Below are 17348 nucleotides of genomic sequence, written 5' to 3' on the forward strand. Positions count from 1 at the left end.
TTTGACAGCCCGCCATGCCGGCAACAAGTTCTGCCATTGCGCCAGATCAACTAAGCCGGCTTTGTTTTTTCAGTGCTAAAGCTTGTTTGGCGCTTTGCCATTCAACTGAGGTGATAGCTGTGGTCGGGCTTTGCTGGGCATCCACTTGCTGGCGCCGCGCCGCGCAGCGCTCAAGGATTTGCAGCTGCTCCGTGTCCGACCTTTTGTTCCAGTCCACTATCTCTTCAATATGACGATAGCAGCCGGTACAGATTTTATCGTTGTTCAGTTTACAACAGGCAACACAAGGTGAATCCATCAACGCCTCCGGCAGGTTTGACTGCAAGTATGCCAAAATTTTGCGCCTTTGACCCGCATCAAACTGCGTTATGCACGGGGCAGAGTATGTGTCACTGTCCCCGAAGCAGCAATGACCTGACGTTTGTCGCTGTACAGTGCCTGACAGGCGCAGTCTCACAGGTCTGCTCTTACATTCCATGGCTGGCTGTGGCAGTTTGGTACTTTACCTCCACAGATCTGCTATAGCAGACAGCAACCCCAGGGACTCCTATGAACAAATGGTGTATGAAAAAATGGCAACCAACTTTACTGGCGCTTTGTGTCAGTGCAGCATTAATTCCGGCAGAGGCCGCTGATAAAAAAGCCGAATGGGACGTTAACGCCCCAAAAGGTAAATTTGAAACGGTACAGATTAATACCGACAGCGGCACCTGGATGAATGTGGATGTCAGTCCCGATGGCAAAACCCTGGTGTTTGATGTGCTGGGTGACATTTACAGCATGCCGGTCAGCGGCGGCACTGCCAAGCGCCTGACCTCTGACATCGGCTGGCAAATGCAGCCAAGCTTCAGCCCGGATGGCAAATTTATCACTTACACCTCGGACGAAGGCGGTGGCGACAATATCTGGCTGATGAACGCCGACGGCAGTAACGCTCATGCAGTGACTGAAGAAACCTTCCGTCTGCTGAACAGCCCGGCCTTTAGCCCGGACGGCGAATTTATCGTCGCCCGCAAACATTTTACCAATACCCGCTCATTGGGCGCCGGTGAAGTCTGGATGTACCACAAATCCGGCGGCAATGGCGTGATGCTGACAGAGAAAGCCAATGATGAGAAAGACTTAGGCGAACCAGCATTTTCGCCCGACGGTAAATATGTCTATTTCTCGCAAGACGACACGCCGGGCAAAACCTTTCACTACAGCAAAGATTCCGAACAAGGCATTTATGTCATCAAACGCTTTGAGCGCGAAACCGGCAAAATCGAGGTGTTGTTAGAAGGCGCCGGTGGTGCAATTCGCCCTACTCCATCGCCAGATGGCAAGTTCCTCGCTTACATCCGTCGGGTCGATTTCCAAACGACACTGATGTTGTATAACCTCGAGTCCGGTGAAACCACTGAGCTGTACGGCAAGCTCGACCGCGACATGCAGGAAACCTGGGCCATCCATGGCGTTTATCCGCAAATGAGCTGGACGCCGGACAACAAAGCCATTGTGTTTTGGGCCGGCGGCAACATTCAAAAACTGGACGTGGCCAGCAAACAAGTGGCGGCTATCCCGTTTAAAGTTGATGTGGAGAAAAAAATCCAGCAAGCCGTAAGGGTCAAACAGGATCTGGACCACAATGACGTCGACGTGAAAATGCTGCGTTTTGTCCAGGCCTCACCCGATGGCAACACTGTGGTGTATTCGGCGCTGGGTCATCTGTACAAAGTGGCGGCCAAAGGCGGTAAACCACAGCGCCTGACTGCGCAAAACGAACATTTTGAACTGTATCCGTCGTTTTCCCGCGATGGCAAAAAACTGGTGTATGTCAGCTGGCATGACCAACAACAGGGTCAAATCAAAGTCATTGATTTAGTTACTAATCAAGTTAGCACTGTGGTCAGCGCGCCGGGCAAATATCTCGAACCTTCGTTCAGCCCGGATGGTAAAACGTTGGTGTTCCGCAAAGGCGGCGCTGGCAGTCTGCTCGACAAACGCTGGTCATTAAACACTGGTATTTACACAGTGCCTGCTGCCGGCGGCGAGCTGAAACTGGTGAGCCGCAACGGTTTTGCACCGCATTTCGCTGAGCGTAACGACCGGATTTTTGCCATGGACTATGGCCAGTCGCCAACTTTATTAGCCATTGACCTGGCCACCGAAACCCAACGCACGTTATACAGCGCCAAATACGGCACTGAGTTTAAAGTGTCGCCGGATGGCAAATACGTGGCTTTTGCCGACCGCTTTAAAGTTTATGTCACGCCTTTCGCCGAGCGCGGCGCATCAATTGATATCAGCGGCAGCGACACCCAGTTCCCGGTGCGCCAGCTCTCTGTACGCGCCGGTGAGAACATCAGCTGGAGCGGCAACAGCAAACAGTTGTACTGGAACTTAGGCCCTGAGCTTTATCACGCCAATTTAAGCAGCGTGTTTGACGTCGGCAGTGACAAAGCGGCGGATAAATTTAAAGTCGCCAATGGCCAGAATATCAGCTTCAGCACCCCAGCTTACCAGGCGCAAGGCCTGGTGGCATTTGTTGGCGGTCAGGTCATCACTATGCAAGGTGACAAAGTGATTCAGGACGGCGTGGTACTGGTTGAAGGCAATAAAATCAAGGCCGTCGGCTCTGCCGGCGAGGTGAAAGTACCGGCGGGAGCCAAAGTCATCGACATCAAAGGTAAAACCCTGATGCCGGGCTTGTTTGATGCGCACGCGCACGGCAGTCAGGGGGTGAATCAAATTATCCCGCAGCAGAACTACGCCAACTACGCGTCATTAGCGCTTGGTGTTACCAGTATTCACGACCCGTCCAACGACACCCAGGAAATTTTCACTGCCAGTGAAATGCAAAAAACCGGGCAGATAGTCGGCCCGCGCATTTTCTCCACCGGCACTATTTTGTACGGCGCTTATGGCGCGGGCTATACCTCGCATGTTGATAGCCTGGACGATGCCAAATTCCATTTAGAACGGTTAAAGAAAGTCGGCGCGTTTTCGGTGAAAAGTTACAACCAGCCGCGGCGTAATCAGCGTCAGCAAGTGATTGAAGCGGCGCGTGAACTCGACATGATGGTGGTACCGGAAGGTGGCTCGCTGCTGCAGCACAACCTCAGCATGGCGGTCGACGGCCACACCACGCTGGAGCATTCGCTGCCGGCAGCCAAGCTGTATGACGATGTGAAACAGCTGTGGCGCGCCACCAAAACCGCTTACACGCCAACGCTGGTGGTGGCTTATGGCGGCATCTGGGGCGAAAACTACTGGTACGACAAAACCGAAGTGTGGAAACACCCACGCCTGTCGAAATATGTACCGATGGACGAGTTACGCCCACGCAGTATGCGCCGTCCAACCGCACCGGACTCACACTACAACCATTTCAGCATTGCCAAAATGGCCAAGGAACTCAGCGATGAGGGCGTCATCACCAATATCGGTGCACATGGCCAGCGTGAAAGTTTAGGTGCGCACTGGGAAATCTGGATGTTCGCCCAAGGCGGCATGAGCCCGTTGCAGGCGCTGAAAACTGCCACCATCAACCCGGCGAAAACCTTTGGTATGGACCATCAGTTAGGTTCGGTGGAAAGCGGCAAACTGGCTGACCTGATTGTCATCGACGGCAACCCGCTGGCGGACATCCGCCAGAGTGACCGGGTGCAATACACCATGGTCAATGGCCGCTTGTTTGATGCGGAATCGATGAATGAACTGAACGGTCAGCAACAACAACGCCTGCCGTTTTACTTCGAAAAACGCTAAGCAAACCCTCTGAGTCATCGTAAAACGCCGGCAATCGTCGGCGTTTTTCTTTCTATTTCCTGCAAGCTTTCAATGCTTTTATTGCACTTTTTTATCGATAGCACCCGATTTATGCTGCGAATCCTTGCTTAAACGGAGCGCTTGATGTCTGCAACCACCCCAATGCCGATGTTTTTTATCGGTCACGGCAGCCCGATGAATGCGCTGGAGTCTAACCGCTGGACAACAGCGTGGCGTCAGCAGATGGCTTTGCTCAAACCCAAAACGATTTTAATGATTTCTGCGCATTGGGATAAACCTGGACTGCGGGTGCTGACCGAGCCACAGCCCCGCACCATTCATGATTTTGGCGGTTTTCCGCAAGAATTGTATCAGCAGCAATACCCGGCACCGGGTTCACCGGCGCTGGCGGCGCTGCTGCTGGAGTTATTAGCGGACGATGGCGCTGTGGCTGACAGTCAGTGGGGTTTTGACCACGGCACCTGGTCGGTACTTTGCCACGCCTTCCCGGCGGCAGATGTGCCTGTGGTACAGCTCTCGATAGACAGTCGCAAAGACGCTGCCTGGCATTTAACGCTTGGCAAAAAATTGGCGGTTTTACGTCAGGAAGGCGTGCTAATTATGGCTTCCGGCAACATAGTGCACAACTTGCGGTTATTGGACTGGCGCGACGGCACGGCGCCAGACTGGGCAGTGCAATTCTTGCAGCAGGTACAGAGTTGCATCGACAGTGGCGACTGGCAGAAGCTGACGGAATACCGCAGTTGGGGGGAGTCGGCCGCGCTGGCCGTGCCGCATCCAGACCACTTGCTGCCGCTGTTTTACCTGCTTGGCGCAGCGAATACCGCAGAGCCACTGCAGTGGTTTAATCAGGACTTTACGTTGGGTAATCTGGCGATGCATAGCTTAAAAATTGGATAACAGCTCACCTCAGACAAAGCGTCACAGCGGAGTCAGATTGAGCCTTTTCATAGTTTCGAGATAGCGCTGATACTCCACAGGCTCACAATAACTGCTGTCTTTGAGCAGACGCAGCGTTTCCTCTGCGTCTTTTTTCATGTGCTCATAGCGCTCAAAGCGATAGCGTGGAAATTGCCACTGATTAATCCCCTGTAAGTTTTCCAGCGAACCACGCAACACCATACATTGGATTCTGCGCATACTGTCAAACTGTGGTTCCAAATGCTGACCCGTTTTTTTTAACAGCTGTATCTCTGCTTTAATCACACTCATTTCAGCGAGCGGTGCAGAAGTCATAAAATAGGCCAACAGCAGATAACCAGGCACTGCCACTGTGGCCGCACCGAGCAAAAAAGTTGCAAGATAACTCAAGAACACTGTCATTGACCGCATCAGGCATAGCACCTCTATCGATAGTTGTTGCAATTTTTGCCACAAAAATCGCTAGCGGTCAATGTTCAGCAACGATCTACAATCGCGCTAATTTGCGTTTTTCTTCCAGTCGCTCAGCAGCATTGCTCCACTGTTCAAGTGTCACATCCTGTTGCAACATGGCTTTGCTCAGCGCCGGCTGGGGTGCCAAAATGGCGGGTTTTGGCAACAGCAGCGTCACTGCAGCATCAAGCAGTGCGACAGTACAAAAACCAGCAATAAAATAGCCGGCCGCTACTTTTTGTTGTTTTGTTGGGTGCCAAGCCATGCTTTTACCTCTGCTAACCATTGTTCACGGGCGGCGGGTTTCAGTGCCCGTTCTTCGAAATAACTATATTGCAGGCGTTTATCTGATTTGAGTTCCAGCAAAATGCGATCCTTGCCTTCTTTCAGATCGTGGAATTCCAGATCGCCGGCTTTCAGCGTCGCCGCATACTTCAACACCAGCGCACGAAACTCTGGGTTCAGACCTTTTGGCGCCGCCAGTTCAATCCGGCATAAATTGTTACGGCACTCGCTGTCATAAATGCGCAGTTCGTTAGCGCCGACATTCTGTGCAACGTGCGCAATCATAAATTCGGTGGCTTCCGCCCAGTTATCATCACGATCCTGGTCGGTAAAATCGGCGTTGGCAGCAATCAGCGCCAGCTCCAAATCACGTAATTTATTCAGCTCCAGCTGCGCATTCAGCGCCGGCAAGGCCGGCTCAGAGTATTTGGTATAAAACGACATTAACGGCGCTAAGGCCGCCGCCGTTTCGGCTTCAGATTGCCATAACGCCTGCCATTGCCACTGCGGCGCATGGGCAAAAGGCCATAACAGGTAAGCGCAGACACCGGCGGCCAGCGCCCGGTATTGCAATGGGATTTGTTCTAGCGACCAGCGCATCTATGCACCTGAATTTGTTGAAAAAGTTGAAGGTATAGTAACAGAGCCCAGCGTCAGTCCGTACTGACGCACCGCCAGATCCGGCAGTAAACTGAACACAATATCCTGCAGATAGACAAAACCAAGTTTCTCCAGCACCCGGATGGAGCCCTGGTTGTCCGGATGAACCAAGCCAAAGATCTGCTGTTGCGCCGAGCCGTGAGGACATTTAAACGGCCGAAGTTTCGTGTCAGCCAGCACGGCAACTGCCGCTTCGAATGCCAGCCCCTGTCCCCAATAAGGTTGCAACAGACGATAACCGAGATCGAAGCCATTGATTTCATCGACCCATTTCAGGCCACAAAAACCAATAATTTCGCCAGTTGCAGGCCACACCATCGCCAGCCGGCCATAACCAGTGCGTTGGTAATCCGCCAGCGGATGACTTTGCAAATAAGCCAGTGCTTCGTCTTCCGATTGCATTGGTGGCGAGCCGATATAGCGCATCACCACCGGGTCGTTGCCAAGCCGGAACATTGCCGGTGCATCTGCCGCGGTAAAAGGCCGCAGATGCAGCCTTGGCGTTTGTAAAACATCAGTCATCACTTTGCATCCTGCAATTGTGCTTAGCCTTTGCCTTTTTTATAAGACGCCTGACCCGATGACTTAGAAGTCTGCTGCTGTTTGCGAATAAGCGCCTCTTTTACCGGATTCATGCCGGTGTGTTTGGTCACCGCAATTTTGCCGCCGGCTTTAGGTTTGAGGCTTTTCTCATCGCGGGTCTCTTCCGGCACCAGACAACCTTTGCCTTTACCAATCAGTTTGCCAAGGCCCATTTTCTGCAGCGCTTCGCGGATCATTGGCCAGCCGGCCGGATCATGGTAACGCAACAACGCTTTGTGCAGCCGGCGCTGACGTTCGCCTTTGGCGACCGCGACTTTCTCGGTGTTACCTTTTAAATTCTTTAGTGAATTTAATTCGGTATGATAAATCGTTGTGGCGTTGGCCATCGGGCTTGGATAGAAGTTTTGCACCTGATCTAAGCGGAAATCGCGCTCTTTCAGCCACAACGCCAGATTGACCATGTCGAGATCCGTGGTGCCGGGATGCGCCGAAATAAAATACGGGATCAAGTACTGTTCTTTACCGGCTTCACGACTGTATTTGTCGAACATCGCTTTAAATTTGTCATAAGCACCCATGCCCGGCTTCATCATCTTCGACAATGGGCCTTCTTCGGTATGCTCAGGTGCAATCTTTAAATAACCACCGACGTGGTGCTGCACCAGCTCGCGGACATAATTCGGGTCTTCGACGGCGAGGTCATAACGTACGCCGGAAGCAACCAGCACTTTTTTCACGCCGGGCAGTTTGCGCGCCGAGCGGTACAAATCAACGGTCGGGCTTTGATCAGTGTCCATGTGCTCACAAATGGTCGGATAAACACAAGACGGCCGACGACAGGTTTGTTCGGCTTTTGGATTTTTACAACGGAGGCGGTACATGTTGGCGGTCGGGCCGCCCAAATCGGAGATCACGCCGGTAAAACCTGGGACTTTGTCACGAATTTCTTCAATTTCGCGCAAAATCGATTCTTTCGAGCGGCTTTGAATAATACGGCCTTCATGTTCGGTAATAGAGCAGAACGAACAACCGCCGAAACAGCCGCGCATAATATTGACCGAGGTTTTAATCATGTCATAAGCCGGGATTTTGGCTTTGCCATACACCGGATGCGGTACACGCTGATAAGGCAGGCCAAACACGCCATCCATTTCTTCAGTCGTTAATGGATACGCCGGCGGATTGAGCCAGACCGAGCGGTCACCGTGGCGCTGCATAATAGCGCGGGCACAGCCTGGGTTGGTTTCCTGGTGCAAAATACGGGAAGCGTGGGCATACAGCGGCTTGTTTACGCTGACCTGCTCAAAAGCCGGCAGCTTCACATAGGTTTTTTCCCAGGGTTTTTGCCGCGGTGGCTGCACCAGAATAGGCTTGGCTTCGACTTCGGCCGGTTTAGACAAATCGATACCGGCCTGAGCGAATTCGGAATAACTGCTGCAACCGACGTCGTCCGCACCATAAGGGTTGGGAATAGGGTCAATTTTGCCGACTTTATCAATGGCAGTGGAATCGACACCGCGCCATTCAGGTAAAGGTTCTTTGCGGATCACCGCAGTGCCGCGGATATCCTGTAAATTGCTGATGGGCTCGCCAGCGGCCAGCCGGTGCGCCACTTCCACCAAGGGGCGTTCAGCGTTGCCGTAAATCAGCAGTTCGGCTTTGGCGTCAAAAATAATGGAGCGGCGGACTTTTTCCTGCCAGTAATCATAATGCGCAATACGACGCAGGCTGGCTTCAATACCGCCGATGATCACCGGCACCTCTTTAAAGGCCTCTTTGCAGCGCTGCGAATAGACAATGACAGCGCGGTCTGGGCGCTTGCCGCCTTCGTTGCCCGGGGTATAAGCATCGTCGTGACGCAATTTTTTGTCGGCGGTGTAGCGGTTGATCATCGAGTCCATGTTGCCGGCTGACACACCGAAAAACAGCTTCGGTTTTCCCAGACGCATAAAATCGTCTTTGCTGTTCCAGTCCGGCTGCGCAATGATACCTACGCGAAACCCCTGGCTTTCCAGCATCCGGCCGACCACCGCCATGCCAAAGCTTGGGTGGTCCACATAAGCATCCCCGACCACCAGAATAATGTCACAGCAATCCCAGCCGAGCTTGGCCATTTCGGCTTTGCTCATCGGTAAAAATGGTGCAGGTTTAAAGTGGTCGCCGCGATACTTTGGGTAGGAAAACAAGCCGCGTTCTGCGGACATACGCTCGACCGGCGCGGATTTTCGGGATGGAACTGTGGTGCTGGTCATAGCGATGTCTCATCAGCGGCAAAAAAGGTTGAGCATTATACTCAAGTATTGCGCTGAATGCGACAGCCGTTACTGATTGCCGGCGCGCTTAAACTGCAGTTCAAAGCCCTTGCCGGCCGCGTCTGAGACCTCTACCCGCAACCCATCTTGCTGATAGTGATACACCAGACGCTTGGGGAAATCATGGGTCGGATTATCAAACTGCAGCCGGCTTGCTGTGCACTCTGTTAAAGCAAATACGACAGGTAATGCGTTGTGACTGACTTTTGCCAGATAAAACCACTGGCCATTCATCCGCATCAGCCGCAGTTCCTCTCTGGCAGTTTCGGTACCAGTGCTGTTAAAGGTCCGACCCAGGCCACGCCAGTTGTCGTTATCTAAGCTGCTCCACTCTTCCTGCCAGTAGACACCTTTTTGATTGACGGAGGTTTGCCACTGCCCCGCCAACAGTACAGTCGGGTTGCATTCTGCGTTAGTGACAGCAGATCCCAGCCCCAAGATGCAGACTAATATGGTACGCAACATCGCTTTTTCCTGACTGAGCCGTTTCCCAGTTTGACTATAGCCTGATCTGTTCTCAGGCTTCAACGGCGCTCATCTCACTATTAAGCCGCTGTTAACTTTCAGGCACTTAGATTGCAATTATCACCATTACTTCCAGGCAAACACTATGCATCTTCAGCTCCGCCCAGCGATTTTCGTCAGTCTTTGTGTCTTATCACTTGCTTTCCATACCCAGGCGCAAACTGTTGTTTATCTCGATGAACCAGATATCGGTTGGGTGGCGCCATATCTGAGCTACGAGGCCAATGACAAAGGCCAAATCAGTACACTCGGCGTGGTATTTCAACCCGACGCCCATTTCCAGCTGGCGGTGGGCCTCGCGTCTTACTACAGCGATAAATATCAGGCCACAGCGTCATATCAGCCGGAGCTTGAATTTCTCAATCTGGATACCTCAGTGCGTTTTGGCACCTTTGACAAAATCAGTTTGTATGGCGAAGTCGGTGTGGCACTGGATGAACTGATTTTTGATGAAGAAGAGCATGATTATTATGACCGTTGGGGCGGTCACTATGAAAAAATGGGGCCTATTGACTGGTTTGCCGGTGTCGGCGCCGGCATTGAACTGAACAACCTGTCGCTGCGTGCTTTTGGCCGCTACCGCTATTTACGCAGTTATGAGCAGGAATATCTGGCGGCGCTGGACCCTTGGGTCCATGGCCAGCCAGAAGATGGTCAGTGGTTTGCCGGTGTTGAGCTTAGCCTGCGGTTTTAGAACCAGGCTAAGCCTTTGGCGATGGTCACTACACCTAACAGCATAAACACGCCGCAGGCGACGCGGCGTGCCCAATCCAGCGGCACCACTTCCAGAATATACTTGCCGAAATACACTACAGGCACATTGGCCGCCAGCATACCCAAAGTCGTACCAATAATGACTAAACTGGTCGCATCATAAGTGGCAGCCAGAATCACAGTGGCAATTTGAGTCTTGTCGCCAATTTCAGCGAGGAAAAACAACACTGTACTGGCAGCAAAAGCGCCGTATTTCAGCATGGCGTTTTCTTCGCTGTCATCTTTATCCGGAATGAGCAACCACAGCGCGACGGCGATAAAAGAACCGCCCAGCAACCAGGCGTGCCACCCCGCCGGAATAAACTGCGCGACCCATGCGCCAAACCAGGCGGACGCGGCATGATTGAGCAGCGTCGCGACTAAAATGCCGGCGACAATAGCCCCGCGCTGGCGAAAACGAGCTGCCAGAAACAAAGAGAGTAATTGGGTTTTGTCACCGATCTCAGCGATAGCCACACCGGTGAAAGAAGAGATAAAAGCGTCCATGGGGATACTCAGCGGGATTGGCCAAAGACAACGCTGTGGCTCCCGCATTGGGCCACGACGCTGTCTCAGGTCTCATCAGAACATTGCCGTTGCAAGTTCCGCTGCCGCCATGTGCACTGGCACAAGTATGTTGACGACAGCCCATAAGCAGCTTGCTTATGGCGATTACTCCCCCAAGTCAGGAAGCAGGCATTGTAGGTAAGCAAAAGGCCGGCAGCAAGAAAAATCTGCGCCGGCCTTGGTTTTTATCGCCATTCAGATCAGTGAACTGACCTTAACTATTTGATTTAACAGGCCGTGCTAACCAGCGATCGGCGCGCTTGCGTGCTGCGCTGTTAAACCGGCCCCAACTGACGCCCATCCGTACCAGTCCCCAGTAAGTCAGCGGCACCAACAACAAGCTGGTCAAGGTCGAAAACACCAGACCGCCGATAATGGCAATCGCCATCGGCGCATAACCAGGCCCGCCGCCGCCAATAGTCGCATCACCAAAAGCCAGCGGTAATAAGCCAAGTACAGTAGTCGACACCGTCATCAGAATGGGCCGCAGCCGCGCTTCACAGGCTTCGACAATCAGCGGCACTAATTCCGCATCTGGTGTTTCTTCCCGCATCTGGTTGATCCGGTCGACCAGCACAATGCCGTTATTCACCACTATGCCCATCAACACCAGCATACCAATCATGCCCATGATGCCCATGTTAGTGCCGGTAAAGAGGAAAGCCCAAAACACACCGACCATCGAGAATAACAAGGAGCCAATGACCGCAGTGGGTAACAACAGACTTTCAAACAGTGCCGCCATCACCAGATAAATCATACAAACCGCCAGTAACATATTGGTCTGCATAATGCCTTGCGCTTCGTCCTGATACTGGAAGCTGCCTTCAAACGACCAGCTGTAACCGGGTGGCAGCTGCAGTTGCTCCATCACCTTTTTGATCTGGTCTTTGGCATCATCCATTTTCAGCTCTTTGTTCAGATTCATGCCAATCGCAAGGCCGGTCTGACGGTTAAAACGGCGGATCTCGCCGAGCCGATCGCTGACCGTCAAGGTTGCCACCTGCGCCAGTCGCACCACTTCAGTGCCTTGTTGTTTCACCGGAATGGATTCGAGCTCCTGCTGCGAATGGCCGACTTTTTCGTCGTACAGCACGCGCAGTTGCACTTCGCCCTGATCGAGCGTGCGGAATGTCCGCAGGTTATTGCCACGTAGTGCCAGACTAATGGCCTGCGCCACATTTTGTGCACTTAAACCCTGACGTTGTAATTCGTCATGTTTTAAACGGATCTGCAGTTCTTTTTGTCCGCCCTGCACTTCTGAGCGCACATCTTCCAGGCCTTTGATTTGACTGAGTACCGGCACCAGGTCCTGCGACAGTTTGGTCAGTTGCTCGGTGGAAGGCCCCAGCAAATGTAATTGCATACCGCCGCCAGAGTCGCCCCAGCCAAACTGTGGTTTGCCACGCACTAACACCGGCCAGTCTTTACGGATAGCGTCTTTCACCTGCTGCAATGGCACTGGCAGCTTGTCGATAAACATAATGGTCGAGACGGCAAAACCCGGCGTGTAATAGCTGTACACCGAATCAATATAGAATTTCTCTTTATTGGCATACAGATAAGACTCCATCCGGCTCACTTCCTGCTCGACTTCCGCTAAAGCGTAATTCGACTGAATGTTGTAATTCAGAAACAGCCGGTTGGTGTCGCCTTCGTTGTCATCACCGCCGGAAATAAACTGCATTGGAATGGCGATACTAAACAGCAACATAAAGGCAATAAAAGTCGACCAGCGTGGATGCGCCATAGTCCAGCGCAGCGTGCGGCCATAGAATTTATCCAGCTTCGAGGGCGCTGCATGTTCCGCCCCGGTGATGCTTTTAATCCGGGTCGACAGCAACGGAATTAACGTCAGTGCCATTAACAAGGACACCGCCAGCGCGATAGTGATGGCAATGGCCACGTGCTCCAGGAACACCGTCACATCGACTTTCTGGCCAATGATATTAGGTAAAAACACAATGGCAGTAGTGGCAGTACCCGCCAGCACCGCCAGACTGACGCGGTAAACGCCGCGCTCTGTAGCCCGGCGTACATCACCATCCAGCGCCCGCTCGCGGAAAATACTCTCGACGACGACAACCGAGTTATCCACCAACATCCCGACTGCCAGCATCAGGCCCATCATACTCAGCACATTCAGGCTGTAATCGAGGAAATACATCATGCCCAGCGTGATGCTGATCGACACCGGTACTGACAACACCACCAGAATAGTGGTCGGGAAATGCCGTAAAAAGATAAACAGCACGCCAAAGGCCAGCAAAGCACCGGTCACACCGGAACTCAGCAGGTTAGACAAACTATCGGTTACGCCTTTGGCTGTGTCATCCATCACATAGATGTTGATGCCATTAAAAGCAGGGTCTTTGCCGGCCTGATCAATCACTTTCATCGCCGCCCGCGACACTTCGACCAGATTAGCATTGGATTCTTTATAGACGTTCATGCCAACAGCATAACGCTGGTCAAGCCGGCGGCCTTCCACCCGTTTTGGCAGTTCCAGTTTGATTTCTGCCACATCACCCAGTTGTAAACCGCGGCCAATTGCCAGTTGTTTGATTTGGTCCAGCGATTCAAATTCACCAATCGGCTTGACCAGAATACTTTCGTCTTTGCTTCTGATCTCACCGGCCGTCATGGCAAAATTCTGCTGGCTTAAGGTTTGCAGCAACACCGCAGCATCTAATTGCAGCGCGCGCAGCCGCTCCGGCAACAACCGGATAGTGACCTGACGTTTATCCACGCCATACAGTTCGACTTTCGACACGCCTTGCACCCGCTCCAGCGGACGTTTCACCTGGCGTTCCAATAAGTCGTACGCCATCGATAAATCGCGTTCGCTTGAGATCCGCACCTGGAAAATCGGCATGTCGTTGGTATTAAACTGGAATACCAGCACGCGTTCGACGTCTTTGGGCAATAAATGCCGGATGCCATCGAGCCGCTCACGCACTTCAATACTTTTGGTATTGATGTTCTCTTCCCAGTTAAATTCCAAGCCAATTTCCGCCGAATCTTCTTTGGAAAACGAGCGCATTTTTTTGATGCCGGTGACCGTCGATAAGGCTTCTTCGACCGGTCTGGTAATGAGCCGTTCTATCTCGGCCGGTGTGGCATTAGGGTATGGCACATTGATGTAAATCTCCGGAATATCAATGCCGGGAAAATTCTCCAGCGGCAACATGCGGCTGGCCAGCAAACCAAACACCAGGAAAGATAAAAACATCATGCACAGGGTGACCGGGCGGCTTAAGGCAAACCGGGTCAGTGCTAAAGGTTTATGTTCCATCAGCCTTTACTCCTCACACCGTTTTACGGGCGGTCAGGTGATAAATCACCGGGATGAAAAACAGTGTCAGCAGGGTCGACAGCGACAAACCGAAAATAACTGTGATCGCCATAGGTGCGCGCAGTTCTGCACCTTCACCGCCAAATACCATTGGCAGTAAACCCAGTACTGTGGTCAGCGTAGTCATCAGTACCGGACGTAAGCGGGTGCCGCCAGATTCGATAATAGCGTCAGTCAAAGCCCAGCCTTCCATGCGCAGCTGATTAATCCGGTCAATCAATACAATGGCGTTATTGACCACAATACCGGCCAGCATAATCAAACCAATGAACACAATCACCGAAATGCGGGTGTCAGTCAGCCAGAGGCCAAGCACTGCACCAGCACCAGCCAGCGGCACTGTGAACAGGATTAACAGCGGCTGCAGCAGGTTTTCAAACTGCGAGGCCATCACCAGATAGACCAGGAATACTGCAAGCGCCAGGGCAATCATTAATGAATTGTACGAGCGCTCCATTTCTTCACTCTGACCGACCAGACTGCTACTCACGCCATAAGGCAGCTGCACACTTTGCAGCACCTGACGGGCGCCCTGCGTGGCCTGCTCTAAATCGCCATACGCCAGGTTCGCGCTGATGACCGCGACACGTTGCTGACCAATGCGGGTAATTTCACTGGGGCCAATTTCCCGGCTGATACGTGCCACCGCAGAAAGCGGTAACGGCGAGGCACTGCCCGGATTGATAATGATCTGGGCCAGTTCCTGTTCAGAATTTCGGTATTGCTCGGCCAGACGCACGCGGATATCAACTTTACGATCCTGAATGCTATATTGGCCGGCCACTTCACCACCGACGTAATTGGCCACCCGTTTAGCGACATCGGAAGCCGTCATACCCAGTTGCGACAACCGTGCATGGTCAAAATGTAAGGTGATTTCCGGCTGGCCACTGCGCAGGCTGGATTTAATGTCGGTAAAGCGGTTCTGCGCTTCGAGCGCCCGTACCACTTGCTCAGATGCAGCTTTGAGATTGCCCAAATCATGGCCGGCCAGTTCAATTTCCAGTGGCGTTGAGAAGCTGAATAACTCCGGCGTATCGATTTTGGCGGTGACTTCCGGCATGCCAGCGACGGCGTCGCGCATCGCCTGCATCACTTGCTGTTCATCAGTTGCGGTCGAACCGGCTTTTAATACAATGTTCAAACGGCCCCAGTGGCTACCACCGATGCTGGGGTCTACCGTCATTTGCTGACCAGTACCGGCCTGTGCATAGGTGCGTTCTACCTGGCTTTGTTTGGCCGCGACTGTCGCCAGCTGTTTCAGCGCTTTGTCAGTATGCTCAATCGCAGTACCAACCGGCAGATGTAATTCGACATAAAATTCGCCCTGGCTCATACTCGGGATCACGTCAAAACCTAAACGCGGGATCAGCGCATAACAGGCTAAGGTCACCGCAATAGTTGCCGCCAACATAGCGCCGCGGGCGCGCAGTACCCAGGCTAAAGTCCGGCGGTAACCACGCTCCATCGCAACAATAAAGCGCTGGATTAAATTCACCAATGGGCCAAACAGCAGGCTGCAAACTTTACACAGCAGGCGCCAAATCAAAGTCCAGATAGTGATGACACCAGAGACCAGCACGGCGACAAAACGAAACACTAAACGCAGTGGTAAAGTCAGCCAATATTTCCAGTTTTTCACCACAGCCACTGGTTCTGCGTCAGTGGCAACAGCAGGACCTGCAGCCGCCACGCGCTCACGTGCTGCCATCGCCGGGATCAGCGTTAAGGCCACTAACAGCGAAGCCAACAAAGCATAAGTGACGGTCAAAGCCTGATCTTTAAACAGCTGGCCAGCCACACCTTCGACAAACACCAGCGGGAAAAACACCGCCACTGTGGTTAACGTCGATGCCGTAATCGCCATAGACACTTCACTGGCGCCTTTTTTCGCCGCTTCCAACGGCGACAGGCCTTGTTCGCGATAACGGGAGATGTTTTCCAGCACCACAATGGCGTTATCCACCAGCATGCCTATCGCCAGCGCAATACCGCCCAGACTCATAATGTTCAGGCTGATATTCTGGCTGTGCATCAGGTTAAAAGTCGCAATAACTGACAGCGGAATAGAGATGGAAATCACCAGCGTGGTCCAGACGTTACGCAGGAACAAGTAAATCACCAGCATCGCCAGTAAACCGCCTTGCCAGGCCGACGATTTCACTTCATTGATGGCATCGCTGATAAAAGTCGACTGGTCGTAGACTAAAGTCAGTTCATAACCAGTCGGCAGGTTCTTTTTCAGGTCATCGAGACGGCTAATCAGCGTTTTGGCCACCTGCACAGTGTTCGCATCGCCTTCTTTATAGATAGCAATTTCAATGGCTTCTTTACCGTTGACGTAAGTAATACTGTTACGGTCAACAAAGGCGTCGCGCACTTCGGCGATGTCGGACAGGCGGACGTGACTGCCGTTTACTGTGGCGATATACAGGTTACGCATTTCATCCAAGCTGGCGAACTGATTGATAGTACGCACCAGATAATCATGCGCAGCAGTTTCCAGCCGGCCACCCGATTGGTTGATATTCTGCTCTGTCAGCCGCGCATTGACCGTTTTGATATCCAGTTTCAGTTGCGCCAGTTTTTCGTTGTCGATCAGCACCTGAATTTCCTGAGTCAGACCACCGTCTGGCCGCACTGCGGCAACGCCGGTCAGCGATTCTAAGCGGCGGCGTAAGTCTTCTTCAGCAAAAGTCCGCAACGCCACTTGCTGTGCACTGGTTAAGCCTTGTGGCGCATCGCTGCGGGTTAAAGCGAGCCGGACTATCGGATCTAAATTCGGATTAAAACGCAGCAGAAGCGGCTTTTTGATATCCAGCGGCAGCAACAGCACATCGAGCTTTTCCCGCACTTCGAGGCCAGCAAGGTCCATATCTGTGCCCCAGTCAAACTCCATGATCACGTCCGAGCGACCGGCGCGTGATACCGATTCCACTTTGCGGATGCCTTTGACGATACCAACGGTTTCCTCAATTGGTTTACTGACCAGCTGCTCGACTTCAGCAGGCGCGGCACCGGCATATTCTGTGCGGATAGTTAAGGTTGGATAAGACAGATCCGGTAACAGATTGACCGCTAACCGTGACATTGCGACCAGGCCAAACAGCATGATCCCGAGGGTAAACATCCAAATAGTGACCGGACGGGCCACGGCAACGTTGACCAGTTTCATAAACACGTTCCTGTTGTAATTTTTTATT

General features: G+C 52.5%; 13 protein-coding genes and 1 riboswitch. Of the genes, 3 read left to right on the forward strand and 10 right to left on the reverse strand.

The window, feature by feature from the left end; all coding sequences use genetic code 11:
- Positions 1 to 46: 46 nt before the first annotated feature.
- Entirely contained in the window at positions 47 to 298 is a 252-nt protein-coding gene (locus ABNT34_RS14465) for a DUF1289 domain-containing protein (RefSeq protein WP_348732824.1), read from the reverse strand.
- A 251-nt stretch (positions 299 to 549) separates the two neighbouring features.
- Here ABNT34_RS14465 and ABNT34_RS14470 point away from each other — a divergent pair, with 251 nt between their 5' ends.
- The gene (locus ABNT34_RS14470) at positions 550 to 3750 is read left to right on the forward strand and encodes an amidohydrolase family protein (RefSeq protein WP_348732826.1); all 3201 of its coding nucleotides are present in this window, start codon (positions 550 to 552) and stop codon (positions 3748 to 3750) included.
- A 144-nt stretch (positions 3751 to 3894) separates the two neighbouring features.
- On the forward strand, positions 3895 to 4671 hold the full coding sequence (gene ygiD / locus ABNT34_RS14475) for a 4,5-DOPA dioxygenase extradiol (protein ID WP_348732827.1): 777 nt from the start codon (positions 3895 to 3897) through the stop codon (positions 4669 to 4671).
- Positions 4672 to 4692: 21 nt separating this feature from the next.
- Here ygiD and ABNT34_RS14480 read toward each other — a convergent pair whose 3' ends face one another.
- The 6 genes from ABNT34_RS14480 to ABNT34_RS14505 all read right to left on the reverse strand — a co-directional run bounded on the left by ABNT34_RS14480 (position 4693) and on the right by ABNT34_RS14505 (position 9410).
- The gene (locus ABNT34_RS14480; protein WP_348732829.1) at positions 4693 to 5094 is read right to left on the reverse strand and encodes a hypothetical protein; all 402 of its coding nucleotides are present in this window, start codon (positions 5092 to 5094) and stop codon (positions 4693 to 4695) included.
- An 85-nt stretch (positions 5095 to 5179) separates the two neighbouring features.
- Positions 5180 to 5410 (reverse strand): hypothetical protein, encoded by a 231-nt coding sequence (locus ABNT34_RS14485; RefSeq protein ID WP_348732831.1) that lies wholly within the window; start codon positions 5408 to 5410, stop codon positions 5180 to 5182.
- Positions 5377 to 6030: a hypothetical protein gene (locus tag ABNT34_RS14490; protein ID WP_348732833.1), complete on the reverse strand. Its 654-nt coding sequence runs from the start codon at positions 6028 to 6030 to the stop codon at positions 5377 to 5379. The genes ABNT34_RS14485 and ABNT34_RS14490 overlap by 34 nt, the downstream gene beginning before the upstream one ends.
- Positions 6031 to 6612, reverse strand: coding sequence for a GNAT family N-acetyltransferase (locus ABNT34_RS14495; RefSeq protein ID WP_348732835.1), 582 nt, complete (start codon positions 6610 to 6612; stop codon positions 6031 to 6033).
- Positions 6613 to 6635: 23 nt separating this feature from the next.
- A complete protein-coding gene (locus ABNT34_RS14500) occupies positions 6636 to 8837 on the reverse strand; it encodes a YgiQ family radical SAM protein (protein ID WP_348733721.1) in 2202 nt (733 codons plus the stop codon).
- A gap of 117 nt (positions 8838 to 8954) precedes the next feature.
- On the reverse strand, positions 8955 to 9410 hold the full coding sequence (locus ABNT34_RS14505) for a DUF6265 family protein (protein ID WP_348732837.1): 456 nt from the start codon (positions 9408 to 9410) through the stop codon (positions 8955 to 8957).
- Between the two features lie 145 nt (positions 9411 to 9555).
- On the opposite strand from ABNT34_RS14505, the gene ABNT34_RS14510 reads away from it, so the two are divergent.
- Positions 9556 to 10164: a hypothetical protein gene (locus ABNT34_RS14510; protein WP_348732839.1), complete on the forward strand. Its 609-nt coding sequence runs from the start codon at positions 9556 to 9558 to the stop codon at positions 10162 to 10164.
- Here ABNT34_RS14510 and ABNT34_RS14515 read toward each other — a convergent pair.
- The 3 genes from ABNT34_RS14515 to ABNT34_RS14525 form a co-directional block, all read right to left on the reverse strand.
- Entirely contained in the window at positions 10161 to 10730 is a 570-nt protein-coding gene (locus tag ABNT34_RS14515) for a TMEM165/GDT1 family protein (RefSeq protein ID WP_348732841.1), read from the reverse strand. The two genes, ABNT34_RS14510 and ABNT34_RS14515, sit on opposite strands and share 4 nt — an antisense overlap.
- A 77-nt stretch (positions 10731 to 10807) precedes the next feature.
- Positions 10808 to 10916: riboswitch (yybP-ykoY riboswitch) on the reverse strand.
- Between the two features lie 88 nt (positions 10917 to 11004).
- A complete protein-coding gene (locus ABNT34_RS14520) occupies positions 11005 to 14085 on the reverse strand; it encodes an efflux RND transporter permease subunit (protein ID WP_348732843.1) in 3081 nt (1026 codons plus the stop codon).
- 13 nt (positions 14086 to 14098) lie between these two features.
- Positions 14099 to 17320, reverse strand: coding sequence for an efflux RND transporter permease subunit (locus ABNT34_RS14525; RefSeq protein ID WP_348732845.1), 3222 nt, complete (start codon positions 17318 to 17320; stop codon positions 14099 to 14101).
- Positions 17321 to 17348 lie beyond the last annotated feature (28 nt).

This window comes from Rheinheimera texasensis (assembly GCF_964031785.1).
GTDB lineage: Bacteria > Pseudomonadota > Gammaproteobacteria > Enterobacterales > Alteromonadaceae > Pararheinheimera > Pararheinheimera texasensis_A.

Bases quoted from the DNA above. Each gene is read 5' to 3' on its own strand.
- ABNT34_RS14465 (WP_348732824.1), bottom strand. From the start codon at position 298: ATGGATTCACCTTGTGTTGCCTGTTGTAAACTGAACAACGATAAAATC.
- ABNT34_RS14470 (WP_348732826.1), top strand. From the start codon at position 550: ATGAACAAATGGTGTATGAAAAAATGGCAACCAACTTTACTGGCGCTT.
- ygiD (WP_348732827.1), top strand. From the start codon at position 3,895: ATGTCTGCAACCACCCCAATGCCGATGTTTTTTATCGGTCACGGCAGC.
- ABNT34_RS14480 (WP_348732829.1), bottom strand. From the start codon at position 5,094: ATGACAGTGTTCTTGAGTTATCTTGCAACTTTTTTGCTCGGTGCGGCC.
- ABNT34_RS14485 (WP_348732831.1), bottom strand. From the start codon at position 5,410: ATGGCTTGGCACCCAACAAAACAACAAAAAGTAGCGGCCGGCTATTTT.
- ABNT34_RS14490 (WP_348732833.1), bottom strand. From the start codon at position 6,030: ATGCGCTGGTCGCTAGAACAAATCCCATTGCAATACCGGGCGCTGGCC.
- ABNT34_RS14495 (WP_348732835.1), bottom strand. From the start codon at position 6,612: ATGACTGATGTTTTACAAACGCCAAGGCTGCATCTGCGGCCTTTTACC.
- ABNT34_RS14500 (WP_348733721.1), bottom strand. From the start codon at position 8,837: ATGTCCGCAGAACGCGGCTTGTTTTCCTACCCAAAGTATCGCGGCGAC.
- ABNT34_RS14505 (WP_348732837.1), bottom strand. From the start codon at position 9,410: ATGTTGCGTACCATATTAGTCTGCATCTTGGGGCTGGGATCTGCTGTC.
- ABNT34_RS14510 (WP_348732839.1), top strand. From the start codon at position 9,556: ATGCATCTTCAGCTCCGCCCAGCGATTTTCGTCAGTCTTTGTGTCTTA.
- ABNT34_RS14515 (WP_348732841.1), bottom strand. From the start codon at position 10,730: ATGGACGCTTTTATCTCTTCTTTCACCGGTGTGGCTATCGCTGAGATC.
- ABNT34_RS14520 (WP_348732843.1), bottom strand. From the start codon at position 14,085: ATGGAACATAAACCTTTAGCACTGACCCGGTTTGCCTTAAGCCGCCCG.
- ABNT34_RS14525 (WP_348732845.1), bottom strand. From the start codon at position 17,320: ATGAAACTGGTCAACGTTGCCGTGGCCCGTCCGGTCACTATTTGGATG.